Here is a 16,214-nt window from a genome sequence, read left to right as displayed (position 1 = left end):
ACCCTATTCTCTAGCTTTATTTTTTATAGAGGTCGACACCTGAATAGCGTGTTGTTTTTGTCGTGACTCCTTGTCGCCAAACATTCGCTAAGGTAGCTATACTCAGTTTTTTCTTAGCCCGAGTAATAGCGGTATACATTAATTCCCTAGAAAGTAATTTATTATCAGTTTGTTCCGGTAATACCATCACAACATGTTCGAACTCACTGCCTTGAGTTTTATGAATGGTCATCGCATAAACGGTTTCATGCTGAGGTAAACGCGCCGGATTCACCCACTTATATTCATTGTCTGCTTGCTCAAAAACAGCCATTAAATGGCCCGACTCATTTTTCCACAATAAACCAATATCGCCGTTGTATAAACCTAGTGAATAATTATTAACATTGATCATAATAGGTTGCCCGCAATAACGAGTCTCAAAAGCATTAATATCACCGCGTTTAATCAGTATATTTTGTACTTGTTCGTTTAACGACTCAACCCCCTGCTCACCAACACGTGTTGCGCATAAGATACGAAATTTTTGTAATTGTTTAAAGGCAGCAGACACTGTTTTTTGCGCGAAAATGGGCGCGTAATACTCACTGACGAATGCCGTTAACCAAGAACTAGTTTTACCTTCGAGTAAGCATAAGGTATTCCCAGACTGAGGCACGTCTTGGTGATTATTATCTATAACTGGTTTTTCTGTTAATAATTGCCAACTTTCGCTAAAGCGACCATTAATAACATGGCTCGCTATTTTTCCGATCCCACCTTCACCATCAAAACGTCTACTTTTGTCAAGAAACACCACGTGATCTGCGGCTAGGGTCAACCCTGATGATTTTGGCGACTTTTTCCACTGAGGTAAGTTTGCACATTGGCTGACTTGGCTTAAATATTGATGATTCTCGGGGCTGTAGCCACGATGAGGCTTAGGTGCTAAATCGTTAAGTACGCTACCAGCAGCAACGGACGGCAGTTGATCAGCGTCGCCTAAAAGTATGATTTGGCAATGGCTAGGTAAAGCTCTAAAAACTCTTACCATTAACGCCAAATCGACCATTGACACTTCGTCAATTAACAGCACATCAATATTCAGTAAATTGTCTTGGTGATGGCGAAAGTTAACACTGTTAGGAATAACACCTAAGAGTCGATGCAGCGTTTGTGCCTCTTGCGGTATTTTTGATAAAACCGCTGCGCTTATTTGTCCTGTAAATCCTTGCAAAGCATTAGTGACTGATTCAGATAAACGCTGAGCCGCTTTACCCGTTGGCGCTACCAAGGCTATCTTTAAGTCTGCATTGGGCTTTTCATTTGAGCTTGAGTTTAACATCACCAAAGCTGCTAACAACTTAGTCACCGTATAGGTTTTACCTGTGCCTGGCCCGCCAGCGATAATACTGAATTTTTTATTAATGGCATTGGCGACCGCAACCATTTGCCAATCTATTTCATCGTTATCATCTGCTGACTTTTGCTGTGGAAAGAGTGTTGCTAAACAGTTTTTAATATCAACGGCGTCAAATGTTTGTACATTAGAATCCTTGGCTTGAGCACTTTTTGCTGAAATAAAAGTCAGTAACTCTTGCTCAAAATGGTAATAACGACGTAAATACAGGTTATTTTCATAAAAAACAATAGCATGGTTATCATCAGCCATAATAGACAACTGTTCACATAAGCTGACTAGCTGTGGTTGCTCAGCAAAGGTAAAACCGTTATGAGTAACAATACCTTGTTTATCGCAGCTATAACCAAAACGTGTACTCGCGATGGTGGCTAAAGGTAAGCAACTATGGCCTGCCCTAAGGCTTTCACTGAGGGCAATCAGTAAGTGAAAAAGTTGTTGGTTGTCATTATTGTTATGCTTGTCGCGATTAACTAGGCTTTGTTGAATTTCTTTTGCAAAAAAGTAGTCAACCGCTTCAATATTATTAAGCTGCTGTTGAGCATGACTGAACTGCTTATATAACACTGCCATATGCTTATTCAACTCCTAAAAACAATTGATCAAGTGCGGCAAGTTCGTGCGCCTCGATTTTTCGATAGTAAACACCACAATTAATGTGTTCAACTTGGTCAGTCATACCCCGTAAATATAAATAGTAAGTGCCGCCAAAATGCTGTTCTACGTCGTAATTATCTAAGCTGTGACTTAAATAACGGTGCAAGGCTAACGCATAAATCAAGTATTGTAAGTCATAGTGATTTTTTTCAATATTCTCTTTCATTGCTTGCTGGTTATAGTCACTAAAATCATTGCCTAAGTGGCTGGACTTATAATCACAGATATAATATTTATTATTATGCTCAAAAATCAAATCAATAAAGCCGTGCATCATACCTTTTAGCTGCTGGTATGCCGGTAAACGAACAATTGATTGCTGTGTTGATTGACTATGCGTATTACGATGTTTCGACAATATCTGGGTTAATTTATCAGTACTCGCTGAGCACATTGGATAATAAAATTCACTTTCTCGCAGTGTTTTTGTTTGCTTTAAGTCAGCTAAGCTAAAGGGCTCGCTATTATCAATCTCTAATGCGCTATCACCCAACGGCGAATTAATCATTTGCGCTAACCAACTCTGCAGATCTTCAGCTTGATAACCCGCAGTTAATTCTCCGTACTTTTGCAAGGGCCAATGCATAGCTTCTTGCCAGTCGGGGGCATTAAAATCGGTATGTTCTAAAATATCGTGCAATAAATTACCCGTATGAGCTCCTTTTGCTAAATTAAAGCGTAATAAACTACTCGCTTGCATTGCACTAGATTGAAGCTCAGTCATGCTATTTTTTTCGAGTGGGTTATCTCGATCAGGCGAAGATACACCGCCGTGACGTAAATTTCGACTTAAGGCTGAAAATGAACTTAGCCACCAATCGCGTTCTATTTTACCGTTAAATTGAGCAACTTGGCCGGTTTTATCACTAACTTCAGCTAATGGCGCTTGTTGAGCAATAAGCTCACTGGCGTTTTCTAATGATGATAGGGTCACTAAACTGATGTTGTTAGGTTCATCATTAACCAGTTGGCGTAAGTTTTCTTCAATATCTTGCTGACTTTGCCACTTTAACGCTCTACCCAGTGGCGAATGCTCGGCTTTATCAAAAGCGGTTGTTAAGATATAACAACGTTTTTCTGCTCGGGTTACCGCAACGTATAATAGCCGAATCGCTTCAGCGTAAGCCTCATTGGCCATTGACTCCTTAGCATGGTCAGAGCCATCTAAACTTAATTTGAGCTGGTGGTTTTCATCATGATACTCAATAAAGGTCACCGAGCTTGCACCGAACTTAAGTGGGTCTTTATGACGGGTGGCAAAAGGAACAAACACCACCGGATATTCTAAACCTTTTGAGCCATGCTGGGTAATAATGCGTATTAAATTATCATCACTTTCTAGACGTAACTCGGCTTCAATTTCAGGGTCGTCAACCCGACTTTGTTGTTCAAGCCAATAAAGTAATTCTTGTGGTTGACGGTGGCGTTGACTGGCCGTTTGCAGTATTTCAAATAAATGCAATAAATTGGTTAAAATGCGATCTTGGTTTTCATCGGCGATACAAAAATGATCATGCATTAATTTTAATGCCATCGAAATAAAACCTTTATACAACCATTCATTACGTAGTTGCTCAAAATCAAATTTCAATGCTTGCCAAGCAAGTTCATTTTCTTGTAATTCACGATATTTTTCAGGGTGATAGTCGAGTAAATCACAGGCAATGGCAGCACTAAAGTAGCGTTCATTTTCAACAAACAAGATCCCTTTTAGCAGCTGTATCAATTGCTCTGTTTGCTCACTTTTCATTAAGTTAGCGCGATTACTCATAAAGACTGACGCTAAATTAGCCTGTTCTAACGCTTGTTTTATATCACGTGCTTCAGCGCCATCACGCACTAAAATAGCAATATCTTTTGAGCTTAATTTATGGTTATTTTTGTTAGTAGGCGCGGCAAGTAAATTGATAATTTCATTGGCACACCAAGTGGCCATCACTGGGCGAAAACTTTGAGCAACCGATTTTTTTGCTTCTTCATCAACAAAATGCACAAATTGTAAGGCGTTATCGGTAATTGCTTTATATTTAATAAGTGCTGGCGGTGAAGCTTTTACTGGAATATAGGGAATATCGTAACCAAACACCCGACTATTCCCTTGAGTAACATCAACTTTATCGGTGATCGCTTCGCCATAAAATAAGCGGTTATAGCCAGCGATCATTGCTGGTGTTGACCGCCAATTCGTATCCATTAACCACTGTTGGTCACAATCTTTTCGGGCAGATAAATATGCAAAAACATCGCCCCCTCGAAAACCATAAATCGCTTGCTTGGGGTCGCCTATCATGTATAAAGCGGCCGTACTTTGGTGATAATATATGGCTTCTAGTATCGAGAATTGTAAGGGATCGGTATCTTGGAATTCATCAACTAACGCCACCGGATATTGTTCAAATAGGGTTTGTGCTAGGACTTGTGCGTTACTGCTTTTCGCTTGTAAGCAATTGGCCAAGGTTGAAATAAGATCGTCAAAACTTAAAATATTGGTGGTGCTTTTTTGTTCTGTGATATTGGCGCGTATTTGATAAATACCTTCGCGGACAATGACCAGTGCCTTGGCTTTTTCAATTTTTTTAGCCAGGGATTTCAATTCAGCTTTAACCATTTTTACGGGTTCAAATACCGCTAACAGTTCAATTTTACCCACCGAGCGCGCGTAACGCTTGCCATCAATAAAACCATCTGGCATTTTTTCATCAGCAACACGCAGATCTTCAGCAAGTCGATGTAACCATTGTATTAATGAGTCAAGCTCTTGTTGACGTTTTTCACGTTCACTGCCTTTTTTAACATCAATAAGGTACTGAGTCAGCAGTGGTAGATTGTTCTCGAGGTTATAAACCGCTTGCTGTACTAATTCGGTAAATAACTGCTCTATTGCAGTAACATTGACGACATCAAGCGCATTATGTTTACTAATAGCTTTAGAGAATTGACTGAGAAAGTTTAACGGATTTGGCCAAAACTGCATCACTTGCTTAAAGTGTTCAGGGCTATCTTTTGCCAATACTCGATACCAATCTTGGCAAGCTTGTAGCACTAAATCTTGGCAATTAGTTTCCATTTGCGCGTTAAAGGCCACACCACTAGCAAAGGCATGTTGGCTTAACACCCGTTTACAAAAGCCATGTATGGTTAATATTGCCGCTTCATCTAAATATAACAATGCTTGGCGCAAACGTATCTTTGCCGACTTTTCATCAATGTGCTGACTTATCGCGCTAAAGAACTCATCGCTGACAATTAACTCGTCCCAATGGTTAAGCGCTTGGCGAATAAAACTATCGATACGGCCACGTAGCTCTTCGGTCGCATCTTTGGTAAAGGTCATAACCAGTATTTGCTCAACAGGCAATTGCTTTTCGAGTAATAGCCGTAAATACAAGCGGGTGATATTAAAGGTTTTACCGGTACCGGCACTGGCTTCAATTAAGTGCTTACCCTGCAATGGGATCTGGTGAGCAATAAGATTATTCATCTTCATTTTATTTGCTCCTGAGCTTGCCACATCGGTTGATAAAGTGCGGTGAATGTTGATTGGTACTCGGAAAATTCAGGACATTGCTGCCAGAAATAATGCATATAAGGGTCTTGTCCTAGGGGTTTTACCACGCTAAGCATACTGCCACTGTCAGACCATAGTTTTTCAAAACTACTTTGCGCAAAGGCTTTAGCTTTAAAGAATTTTTCAATCAATTCAGTATTAAGTAATAAAGCTTGCTGTTGCCCTTTAAGATAGGTCTCAACAATAAAAGCGAGTTGTTCCTGGGCATTGTCTATTTTACTAAAACGGTACTGTGTTGGTTTTTGATTTTTAATATCAAAATAAAAACCTTTAGTGACATTCACCTGCGCAAGCATATTTTGCTCTTCGGTTAAATGAGCCGCATTTAAGTTCGAGGTATTTGCTTGCCAGCACTGCATAATAATTTGATGTAGATAAAGGCCAAACAAGTCTTTGCCTTTTGCCGAAGAGCTGCGATAAAACATTAAGCTGTCCGCTTGCACCGGGAAATTAGCACTGAGGGTAAAATGACTGTTATCGGTAAGTACCACATCAAGCTCGGTATTGATAAACGTTATCGGTAAGCTGTCGTTGGTTAATTGGCTTTGACTTTGAATGAATTCACTAAAGGTTTCACTGTCATCACGCCAGCGCTCTAGACTATCATGGGTACTGGGTAAATCAGGAAAAACGCCGCTCACCCCTGCCGCACTTACCGCAGAAGAAATCTCATCTTCGCTGCTACCCACGAGATAAAGCGCTAACAGCTGTTGACGTAACAAATAACTCTGCAAGAAGTTTTCACTGAATGGTTCAGTATCATCAAGTTGTGTTTCGTGGCTTTCAAAGAACAACTGCAAGTGTAGTTGAGCAAAGGCTTTTGCCGGATGCTGAAAAAAGCGGATCAGTTCATTAATATCGACAACTTGAGGATCATCATCAACAATGATCGAAAGTGGTAACAATAAAGCATCGCTTTGTTGGATTTTTTTAGCTGATTTAAGTTTCAACCAATTAGGGTCAAAGCTTTTAAATTTGCCTAAATAGTTATGCTCGCTGAATGCTTGCATGGGTAATTGTTTAATATCTGAAGATCGATCACCATTACCATTTTCGTCATTGCCAGCCTCAGCATTATGTAACTGCCAGCCATTGCCAGCCTCAGCATTATGTAACTGCCAGCCATAGCCTGCTTCTAAATATTCCATCAATTCTTTCAAGACAACCGATGGCTGCTTTTCATTATTATTGCGAATATTACGGCCTTGATAGCTTAAATATAATGACTGTCGCGCCGATATAATGGCTTCTAAAAACAAGTATCTGTCGTCACCACGGCGCGATCTATCACCCAACTCGCTTTTACTACTCGCCATAAGATCAAAACCTAGCGGTTGGCGTTGTCGAGGAAATTCGCCATCGTTCAAGCCTAAAATAGCAATCACTTTAAAGGGAATACTGCGCATCGGTAACATCGAGCAAAAGGTTATTTGCCCAACCATAAATTGCCGACCAGGATCGGGCTGACTAAAATGATTTGTCAGAAAGTCACGTACCACACTCAAACTGATATTGGGCTGATAATTGGCATGTTGACAGTATTCGGCCAAAGAGCCGATCGCTTGGTCAATAACGTTAAAGGCCATTTCGTCGGTTACTTCAAAAAGACTATTTAACATCGTTAATAAAAATTGTTGCCACTGATTGGCTGATTTATCTTGGCCAAGTTGTTGGGAAAAATGCTGTAATTGCTCGATAATCAACATTAACTTACCCAGTAAAATGGCATCGTTGCCCTCGACATTTGGTAAATACAGTTGTTCATCTACATATATTGAACGGTCAGAAAAAGCAAAGCCACGCATTAATCGCGACAAACCTTGTTGCCAGGTAAAAGCATTATTAACTTCGAGGCTATGCAAGACCTCTTGCTTATGTTGCTGGTCAACGCCCCAATGCACACAAGCTTGTTCAAGCCAAGCAGACATTTTGTCTAGCTCTTCAAGACTGATTGAAAATTTATTTTGCATGGCAGGTAAACGTAACATGCCAATGATTTGGGAAACTTGAAAACGACTATCGGGTAAGCTCAGTAATTGGGTAAAAGCGGCGACAACGGGCTCTGCATCTTTGCTTACCCGGTCGGCAATAGAACAAGGTAATGGCGGGATTTTATCCGCTAAGTCTTGCCAGCCTCGTGCAAATACAGCACTAACATAAGGGGCATATTGTTCAACTTGTGGGCACATCACTAATACATCTTTAGGAGTTAAGGTTTTATCATCATTAAACTGATGCAGTAACCAGTCGTGCAAGCCTTGTACTTCACGTAATGCGCTGTGTGCGCTAGAAAAAACAATCGAGTTGTCTTGTTGGTTTTTGGCGGTGCTTCTTTGATCAGTTAACGTTAAAATGTCTTGTTGAACTTGCTGCAAAACCGAAATATTTTCTGCTCCATCACTATGTTCAACCGCATCAAAAACTTCAATATTTACCGTTGAATAATCGTTAAGCAAGGCCATAAACTCGCGGCCCTGCTGACCTAAATTAGCTAACAAAGGGTTACCAACATTTACGGTAATATCATCGTGCCCGACGACCCATTTTGAGAGTAGATTAATCGCTTGTTTTTCTGATTGTATATCGCCCCAATAATCAAAACAGGGATTAAGATGGAAAAAATGTACATCAAGATGTTCACTTATCGCTTCAATAAACGATAACCACATTGGCGCCATCGCATTGATACCAAAAAAAGATAAGCGCGGTGGCAATAAGTGCTTTTTGCTAACAATATTTTCAATGGCTTTATTGACTAACTCAAGCGGGTTATAACTTTGCTCTTGCGTTAACAATTGCCATAATTTTGCTTGCCATTTTTCAACGGCTAACGCTTGTTCTTTATTAACAAAACTTTGGCTGCTCTTACCTTGATGCCAATCATTAATCCACTGCGGCCTAAATATCAAATATTGCTCATATAAATCAGCTAATTGACAAGCAAGTTGATAGCGTTTCAAGGTTTGCTGTTCGGTAAATACTCTTGGGTTGTCTTGCTTTATTTTTTCAGATTCGCCAACAGATCTATTGGCTAAGTCATCTTCATCAGTAGCGGCCCCTAACCAGTATTGGCTTGCACTGGAAAAATCAGGGTCTTGTATAACAACTGCACTAGCGAGTAACTGATCTATTCGCCATGAAAGTACTTCACGAGAGAATGGCGATTGATCGGGAACATCTTCATCACTTGCCATGCTTCTGACCAGTTTCCATAAAAACTGTGACGGCAAGGCATAACTGATATTCATGCTGATGCCGCGTTGTTGGGCTAACGACATATTAAGCCAATGCTGCATACCGGCATTTTGCACAACAATCATTTCTTGGCTGAAAATAGGAAGTGGTGAAACCTGTTGGATTTTATCGAGAAGTGCTAATAAATTTTCCATTTTATTAGCAGGATAAAGATAGAACAATATGAAGGCCTTAGGTGCAATATTTTCTGCCTAAATTTAAGCATAACAATACCAATAAAGCTATAAAAATCAGCTAAGTTATTGTGGTGAAACAGCTAGTTTTATTGAATAAAGTCTAGATGTCTTTGAAAATATTCACCTAAAAAAGGCACCGAATATTTTTCACCTAATATTGCATAATAGATAGCCATCAACCAGATAATAAATACAAAAACACTCGCTGCCCAGCCAATAAGAGGAATAAAGGACAAAAGCGTAAAAGTTAATACTAGGCCTAAAGATTGTTTTAAATGAAAAGTAGAAAAACTTGACCGATTACCACTATATAGCAGTATCGCAATACACCAACCAATAACGGTAAAGTAACTGATCACCGCGGCAAACTTTGCCATGTCAAAATTCGATTTACTCGGTATATGAAAATGTCCCATAGCCAAATACTCAAATGAAGTCATAAATTAAGGTTAGTTGAAAAATTTTCTTTCGACAAACATATAAACGAGTAACTTTTATTAGTTTGTCTTAAATAAACACTTTTCATAAAAATAATTCATGCTTTTCTCATCATTATTGACCCTAATCAACAAAGACTTACCCCAAGTTGTGACATGCTAATTCATTGTACCGCCTTAGAGAGACACTTTGCTGACAAAGTTAAGTATCTTTAATGACTACCACTTACACAAACAGGATATTGGAAATCGCTAATGGACATAGATTTTGATGAAATCACCTATTTAAAAAATCCAGGTTCTCTTTTACTAAAAGCCGATTATATACAGTTTTTAATGACATTGACCGGGCCTACAGTGATTGATATTACCGGCAGTGATCAAGATAAATGTCGGGTATTTACCACACTATTACATGGCAATGAACCTTCAGGGTTAATTGCCATGCATCGTTGGTTAACGGCTAATGAGCAACTACCTTTGCCAACAACCAATGTCCGCTTTATTATTTGCTCGGTTGAGGCCGCTAATATTTCGCCGTTATTTAGTCGTCGTTATCTTGATGGCGGTAAAGATATTAATCGCTGTTTTTCTGGTGATAAAATTCCAGATTGTGGCTTTTGTCAACGAGCTTTACTGATAGAGAAAGCCATAAAAGAGGTTAATCCAGAACTTCTTGTTGACTTGCATAATTGTGCAGGGTCTGGACCTGCGTTTGCTATAGCACCGATGATAACGCCTGAGGTGTTATCAATAACGTCTTATTTTTGCCAGACCCTTATATTATCAGGCTTACAATTGGGAACATTAATGGAACGAAAGTTTGATTGCCCAATGATCACGGTAAAATGTGGCGGTAGCAAGGACGAACAGTCTCATCATGTTGCTTACCAAGGTTTAAAGCAGCTGACCTTAAATAAACAAGCTAAAACCTTCCAACAAAATAGAGCGGTTGATATTATTTATCGACCATTACGTTTAGAGTTAAAACCACACACCCCTTTAACTTATGGTGATCACGATGAAGGCTTTAGTGGTGTTTGTATAAAATCAAATATTGAACAACTTAACTATGGTATTTCTCGAAAAGATCAAATGTTAGGCTGGGTTGATGACAAAGGACTTGATAATTTTGTTCTCATTGACGAGCATGGAAATAATGTGATTGATGATCATTTTAGCTGTCGTAAAAACATTTTAACCTGTGCCGTTGATTTACGCATTTTTATGGCAACTGAAAATAAAAACATCGCTTTAAATGATTGCTTATTTTACGTGATAAAAGTTTAGTCAACGGCCCAAAGAGTAAAAGATAACGTTTATTATGAGCTGGATAATAATAACAGTGCCCTAGTAAATAGGGCTAAAAATGATGATGCTCTTTTTAACAAGGATTAACTTAGTGCTAACCAAACCCCTACCCCGGCCATAAGTGTTCCTGCTATTCGATTCATAAGTTTGACGTTATCTCCCTTCGAGAGGAAAATTCTCAGCGTTTTACCACCACTTGCATATAACATCATACAAGTAAACTCTGAAACCATAATCACAGCAACTAAAACCATTAACTGAGGAGTTATTGCCAATTGAGTATTAATAAACGGTGGTAGGAGTGAAACCATAAATGCCCACCCTTTAGGATTTGAAATAGCGGTAAACAAGCCTTGATTAAATAAGGTAAGTCGCCCTATATTCGCAGGCTCTTGGGCACTGCTTAGCGACATTCGCCCCTTTGACAACCACATTTGTACACCAACATAAACCAAATAGGCTCCGCCGATATATTTTACTACAGCAAAGACATCGGGATATTTAAGCATGACTGAAGCAACACCAACAACCGCTGCAATAGCCACTGCAGCAACGCCAATGAGTTCTCCTAGCATCATCCACAAGGTTCTTTTTACACCAATACTCATGCCGAGTGTTAGGGCTAATGTCATACACATTCCAGGGGTAATACTAACAAAGAAGAATGTTGGTATGAATATAACTAAAGTGGTGTAATCAATCATCAGGGTAACTATCTAAGTAAAATTTGGCGTAGCTTATCAGAAGATATAATTGAACTAAAAGCGACTCGACTGAAAATCGATAAAAAAACTTGTTTGTTCTTTATCATTATTCGCTGATTTTTTTTCTACTGTTAACCATAACCGCCAAACCATATTATCTTCAGAGCAGCTACCTAACATTGTTTCTGCAACAAAATAATTTTTCTCTGTGGTGATGTCCTCAGTAAAAGATAAGGGAATTTTACCCATAAACATTGTTTTTCCTTCCATGTAGCCAACGACACTATACGAATCTTCAGCGGAAAAGTTATCCTTAAGCAGATGATCTTTTTTAAGTTCAACCCGTATATCAAAAGGGTGTTCTGTTAGCACTTTTCCAACATTAAACTTAACTAACATCCTGCCAAAAATGGTTTTAACTTCACAGATGCTTTGCGAAGTTAAACACTGAAATGGCAAACTCACTTGTTGAGATTTTTCTTGGACGTCACAGCTGACAATGCTGACTAAAAAAAAAGCAATAAATAGCCTTTTGTAATTAAAATTATTAATAGGACAGTCTCTCTTTGGTGCTTTATGTACATTAATCGTACTAAGCTTTTAAATATTATTGATCTACAACAAAATTACTGCATATTCTAATGACTTTTCGATGCAAAATTATTACTATATACGGGAGATTTTTTATCGCTAAATGAAATTTATATTTTCAATTGTAACTTATCATTGGCGCTTAGTTTTTTTAATCATAAAAAATCGTTTTACGTTAACAATTATAACTGCGGAAACCATAACATGTCTCAAAGTAATGCGTCATCAGTAGACTACAATTTTGATGTTGTACGTCAATTTACTGTTATGACAGTAATATGGGGAATTGTCGGTACCCTCGTTGGTGTTCTAATTGCAGCTCAATTAATTTGGCCTGCGTTGAATTTCGAAACACCTTGGTTGACCTACTCCCGTCTTCGTCCACTTCACACTAATGCAGTTATTTTTGCATTTGGTACAAGTGCCTTATTTGCTACCTCTTATTATGTGGTTCAAAGAACCTGTAAAACAACATTATTTGGCGGCAAACTTGCTTCATTTACCTTTTGGGGCTGGCAAGCAGTTATTGTGCTCGCTGTTATCACGCTTCCTATGGGCTACACATCAAGTAAAGAATATGCTGAATTAGAATGGCCCGTTGACATTTTAATTGCCATTGTATGGATAAGTTACGCCATCGTTTTCTTTGGGACACTCGTTAAACGTAAAACCTCGCATATTTATGTTGCTAACTGGTTCTTTGGTGGCTTTATACTAACTGTTGCGGTATTACACATTGGTAATTCAATGGTAATTCCTGTTTCTATGATGAAGTCTTACTCTATCTACTCAGGTGCTATCGATGCAATGATGCAGTGGTGGTATGGACATAATGCCGTTGGCTTCCTATTAACCGCTGGTTTCCTAGGTATGATGTATTACTTCGTACCCAAACAAGCTGAACGTCCAGTTTATTCTTATCGTTTATCTATTGTGCATTTTTGGGCATTAGTTTCTTTATACATTTGGGCTGGCCCACATCACTTGCATTACACTGCACTGCCAGATTGGGCTCAGTCTGTTGGTATGGTAATGTCTATCGTGTTATTCCTGCCTTCTTGGGGTGGTATGATTAACGGTATTATGACGCTTTCTGGCGCATGGCATAAACTTCGCCATGACCCGATTCTTCGCTTCTTAATTGTTTCATTGTCTTTCTACGGTATGTCTACCTTTGAAGGTCCTATGATGGCAATTAAATCTGTAAATGCACTTTCTCATTACACTGACTGGACCATTGGTCATGTGCATTCTGGTGCTTTAGGCTGGGTTGCTATGGTGTCAATTGGTGCTATGTACCATTTAATTCCAGTGCTATTTAATCAAGGTCGCATGTACAGTATTAAGTTGATCAATGTGCATTTCTGGTTACACACAACAGGTATTGTTTTATATATAGTTGCTATGTGGATTTCAGGTGTCATGCAAGGGTTAATGTGGAGAGCGGTTAACACCGATGGTACGCTAACTTACAGCTTTGTTGAAAGTTTAACGGCATCATACCCATTCTACTTTATCCGTTTCGTTGGTGGTGTATTAGTTGTTGCTGGTTTCTTATTGATGGCTTACAACATGTTCAAAACTATCTATGCTGAAGACGAAAGTCTTAAGCCCGTTGCCATAGATTAGGAGGCTGACGATGAAAAATAAACATGAAAAATTTGAAACAAATGTTGGTTTGTTTGCTATTTTCACTATTCTCGCGATAAGTATTGGCGGCCTAGTTGAAATAACACCGTTGTTTTTTCAAAAAGCAACGACAACACCTGTTGACAATCTCAGACCTTACACCGCTTTAGAAATGGAAGGTCGTGATATTTATATCCGTGAAGGTTGTAATGTATGTCATAGCCAAATGATACGTCCTTTTCGCGCTGAAACTGAGCGATACGGGCACTATTCAGTTGCTGGTGAAGGCGTATGGGAACATCCATTCTTGTGGGGTTCTAAACGTACCGGTCCTGACTTAGCTCGTGTTGGTGGTCGTTATAGTGACGATTGGCATCGTGCGCATTTACTTGACCCTCGTTCAGTGGTTCCAGAGTCGAATATGCCTTCGTTTAGCTGGTTAGCTGAAAACAAGTTAGATGGCGAATTAACCGAGAAGAAATTAGCTACTTTTAATTTCTTAACGCGCAATCGCAGCCATAAAGATGAACAAGGTAATCGTATCCCGTTATATTCAGCTGCAGATTTAGCCGGTGCTAAAGACGCGGTTAAAGATAAAACGGAAATGGAAGCTCTTATTGCTTATTTGCAATCTCTCGGTCATGCGTTGAAATAATGATGATGGATTATGGCACCCTCAGAGGGTTAATAGCTTTATTAATATTGGCACTATTTATTATTATTGTGGTTTGGTCTTATTCTAAAAAGCGTAAAAGCGCTTTTGATGAAGCTGCAAACTCTATCTTCGAAGAAGATAAAGAAAAGACTGAGCTTAATGACGTGAATGGCAAACAGGAGACTAATAAAAATGTCTAGCTTCTGGAATATATGGGTTTGGGTTTTAACCCTAGGAACTTTAGTCGGTTGTTTTTTACTACTTCGCTATTGTTTAAAGAACTTTGCAGGTGTTCCTGAAGGTGAGTCAATGGGACACACCTTCGATGGCATCGAAGAATTGAATAATCCACTGCCGCAATGGTGGAGTACATTCTTCTTATTAACTATCATTTGGGCTTTTGGTTATTTAGCACTCTATGGTTTAGGTAATTGGACTGGATTTATTGGTTGGAAAAGCTCTAACCAAGGAATTTTGAATCTTGCTGAATCTAAAGCGCAGATAATCGCCGCAAAAGAAAATGGTTATTTAGTACAGTATGACCGTGAAATTGAAGCCGCCGATTTAAAATATGGTCCAATTTTTGATGCCTATGCTGCACGCACCATTGAAGACTTAGCCACTGATGAAGAAGCGTTAAAAGTAGGTCAACGCCTATATTTACAAAATTGTTCTCAGTGTCATGGTTCAAATGCAAGTGGTACTACCGGTTTCCCTAACCTAACCGATAAAGACTGGTTATACGGCGGAGACCCACAATCGATTAAGCATACACTTCTATATGGTCGTAATGCTAACGGTATGATCGCTTGGGGCTCAGCATTAGGTGATCAAGGCGTTAAAGATGTTGCCGCCTATGTACTGAGTTTAAGTGGTCGTGAAGTTGACGTTGCCAGTGCTGCTGCCGGTAAAGAAAAGTTCGCTCTGTGCGCAAGTTGCCATGGTGCTGACGGTAAAGGTAGTTTAGCTATGGGTATTCCTTTAGGAGCGCCGAACTTAACTGACAACATCTGGTTGTATGGCGGCTCTCCACGTGCCGTTGAGTCATCTATTAAAAATGGTCGAGCTGGTGTAATGCCCGCATGGAAAGATATTTTAGGTGAACAAAAAATACATCTTGTTAGTGCATATGTGTATAGTTTATCGCAAAAATAACTGCGTTTAATTAGTCTCAATATATCAGCCTTGCGGTATTATTACCGCAAGGTTTTTTTATATCTTCCAAGCCAAGAATAGTGAGTAAATTGTTGGTTTTTTAATAGTTCCCAATAGAAAAAAGTCGTATAATACGCGCACTTTCACCGACTGAATTTTTAATATGAAAACATCTTGGTATAAAGAGCCTTGGGCTTGGTTCGTTTTTATTCTCCCCGCTACCGCTGTTGTTGCTGGTATTTCGACTTACTTTATTGCTAACCATAATCCCGATCCATTAGTCGTTGGTGATTACTATAAAAAAGGTAAAGCAATTAACCTAGAAGTCTCTAAAGTAAAGCTTGCCCAAAAATTAGGGATGCGCTTTGCATTAAAACTGCAAGATAACGAATTAATTATCAAACCTACCGGTATTGATAAAGTATTCCCGGTGTTAAATCTTAATTTTTATCACCCGACTCTTGCTGATAGAGATTTCTATTTAGCACTCACGCCTGACGGTAATGGCTATTTTAGGCATGTCTTTGATGAACCAGTAAAGGGAAAATGGCGCTTAACCATAACGCCTTTTGAGAATCACTGGAAAATTCAAAATACTATTTTCTTACCTCAAAGTGAATTTATCGATATTATTCCTAATGTTAGAGAAGCTAACTAAGCGCCAATAGTCTCTATTA

The 16,214-nt window shown here is 39.1% G+C and carries 12 protein-coding genes; 6 read left to right on the top strand and 6 right to left on the bottom strand.

Annotation, left to right across the window (positions count from 1 at the left end; translation table 11 throughout):
• Window positions 1-16: 16 nt before the first annotated feature.
• From recD to H4J62_RS05730, 4 genes are all read right to left on the bottom strand, one after another.
• On the bottom strand, window positions 17-1,972 hold the full coding sequence (gene recD / locus H4J62_RS05745; RefSeq protein WP_182214381.1) for an exodeoxyribonuclease V subunit alpha: 1,956 nt from the start codon (window positions 1,970-1,972) through the stop codon (window positions 17-19).
• A 4-nt stretch (window positions 1,973-1,976) separates the two neighbouring features.
• Window positions 1,977-5,543, bottom strand: a complete 3,567-nt coding sequence (gene recB, locus H4J62_RS05740) for an exodeoxyribonuclease V subunit beta (RefSeq protein WP_182214379.1) — start codon at window positions 5,541-5,543, stop codon at window positions 1,977-1,979.
• The gene (gene recC / locus H4J62_RS05735; protein ID WP_259364875.1) at window positions 5,540-9,040 is read right to left on the bottom strand and encodes an exodeoxyribonuclease V subunit gamma; all 3,501 of its coding nucleotides are present in this window, start codon (window positions 9,038-9,040) and stop codon (window positions 5,540-5,542) included. Before recC ends, recB begins: the two co-directional genes overlap by 4 nt.
• A 101-nt stretch (window positions 9,041-9,141) precedes the next feature.
• The gene (locus tag H4J62_RS05730) at window positions 9,142-9,495 is read right to left on the bottom strand and encodes a hypothetical protein (RefSeq protein WP_182214376.1); all 354 of its coding nucleotides are present in this window, start codon (window positions 9,493-9,495) and stop codon (window positions 9,142-9,144) included.
• A gap of 252 nt (window positions 9,496-9,747) precedes the next feature.
• Between H4J62_RS05730 and H4J62_RS05725 the strand changes: the two genes are divergently transcribed.
• On the top strand, window positions 9,748-10,782 hold the full coding sequence (locus tag H4J62_RS05725; RefSeq protein WP_182214375.1) for a succinylglutamate desuccinylase/aspartoacylase family protein: 1,035 nt from the start codon (window positions 9,748-9,750) through the stop codon (window positions 10,780-10,782).
• Between the two features lie 104 nt (window positions 10,783-10,886).
• Here the strand turns inward: H4J62_RS05725 and H4J62_RS05720 are convergent, their stop codons facing one another.
• Both H4J62_RS05720 and H4J62_RS05715 read right to left on the bottom strand, forming a co-directional pair.
• Complete coding sequence (locus H4J62_RS05720) at window positions 10,887-11,507, bottom strand: LysE family translocator (RefSeq protein ID WP_182214373.1); 621 nt, start codon at window positions 11,505-11,507, stop codon at window positions 10,887-10,889.
• A gap of 54 nt (window positions 11,508-11,561) precedes the next feature.
• Window positions 11,562-11,972, bottom strand: a complete 411-nt coding sequence (locus H4J62_RS05715) for a hypothetical protein (RefSeq protein ID WP_182214371.1) — start codon at window positions 11,970-11,972, stop codon at window positions 11,562-11,564.
• Window positions 11,973-12,302: 330 nt separating this feature from the next.
• On the opposite strand from H4J62_RS05715, the gene ccoN reads away from it, so the two are divergent.
• The 5 genes from ccoN to H4J62_RS05690 all read left to right on the top strand — a co-directional run bounded on the left by ccoN (window position 12,303) and on the right by H4J62_RS05690 (window position 16,195).
• Window positions 12,303-13,727, top strand: a complete 1,425-nt coding sequence (ccoN, locus tag H4J62_RS05710; RefSeq protein WP_182214369.1) for a cytochrome-c oxidase, cbb3-type subunit I — start codon at window positions 12,303-12,305, stop codon at window positions 13,725-13,727.
• Between the two features lie 10 nt (window positions 13,728-13,737).
• Window positions 13,738-14,382, top strand: coding sequence for a cytochrome-c oxidase, cbb3-type subunit II (ccoO, locus tag H4J62_RS05705; RefSeq protein ID WP_070376712.1), 645 nt, complete (start codon window positions 13,738-13,740; stop codon window positions 14,380-14,382).
• Between the two features lie 5 nt (window positions 14,383-14,387).
• Window positions 14,388-14,582: a CcoQ/FixQ family Cbb3-type cytochrome c oxidase assembly chaperone gene (locus tag H4J62_RS05700; protein ID WP_070377255.1), complete on the top strand. Its 195-nt coding sequence runs from the start codon at window positions 14,388-14,390 to the stop codon at window positions 14,580-14,582.
• The gene (ccoP, locus tag H4J62_RS05695) at window positions 14,575-15,537 is read left to right on the top strand and encodes a cytochrome-c oxidase, cbb3-type subunit III (RefSeq protein ID WP_182214367.1); all 963 of its coding nucleotides are present in this window, start codon (window positions 14,575-14,577) and stop codon (window positions 15,535-15,537) included. The genes H4J62_RS05700 and ccoP overlap by 8 nt, the downstream gene beginning before the upstream one ends.
• Window positions 15,538-15,700: 163 nt before the next feature.
• Complete coding sequence (locus tag H4J62_RS05690; protein WP_182214365.1) at window positions 15,701-16,195, top strand: FixH family protein; 495 nt, start codon at window positions 15,701-15,703, stop codon at window positions 16,193-16,195.
• Window positions 16,196-16,214: the final 19 nt, after the last annotated feature.

The sequence above is a fragment of the Colwellia sp. BRX8-5 genome (assembly GCF_014077325.1).
Taxonomy (GTDB): domain Bacteria; phylum Pseudomonadota; class Gammaproteobacteria; order Enterobacterales; family Alteromonadaceae; genus Colwellia_A.
Note: the sequence above shows the minus strand (reverse complement) of the source record. Positions and strands in the feature narration are given on the sequence as shown.

Bases quoted from the DNA above. Each gene is read 5' to 3' on its own strand.
- recD (WP_182214381.1), bottom strand. From the start codon at position 1,972: ATGGCAGTGTTATATAAGCAGTTCAGTCATGCTCAACAGCAGCTTAAT.
- recB (WP_182214379.1), bottom strand. From the start codon at position 5,543: ATGAAGATGAATAATCTTATTGCTCACCAGATCCCATTGCAGGGTAAG.
- H4J62_RS05730 (WP_182214376.1), bottom strand. From the start codon at position 9,495: ATGACTTCATTTGAGTATTTGGCTATGGGACATTTTCATATACCGAGT.
- H4J62_RS05725 (WP_182214375.1), top strand. From the start codon at position 9,748: ATGGACATAGATTTTGATGAAATCACCTATTTAAAAAATCCAGGTTCT.
- H4J62_RS05720 (WP_182214373.1), bottom strand. From the start codon at position 11,507: ATGATTGATTACACCACTTTAGTTATATTCATACCAACATTCTTCTTT.
- ccoN (WP_182214369.1), top strand. From the start codon at position 12,303: ATGTCTCAAAGTAATGCGTCATCAGTAGACTACAATTTTGATGTTGTA.
- ccoO (WP_070376712.1), top strand. From the start codon at position 13,738: ATGAAAAATAAACATGAAAAATTTGAAACAAATGTTGGTTTGTTTGCT.
- H4J62_RS05700 (WP_070377255.1), top strand. From the start codon at position 14,388: ATGGATTATGGCACCCTCAGAGGGTTAATAGCTTTATTAATATTGGCA.
- ccoP (WP_182214367.1), top strand. From the start codon at position 14,575: ATGTCTAGCTTCTGGAATATATGGGTTTGGGTTTTAACCCTAGGAACT.
- H4J62_RS05690 (WP_182214365.1), top strand. From the start codon at position 15,701: ATGAAAACATCTTGGTATAAAGAGCCTTGGGCTTGGTTCGTTTTTATT.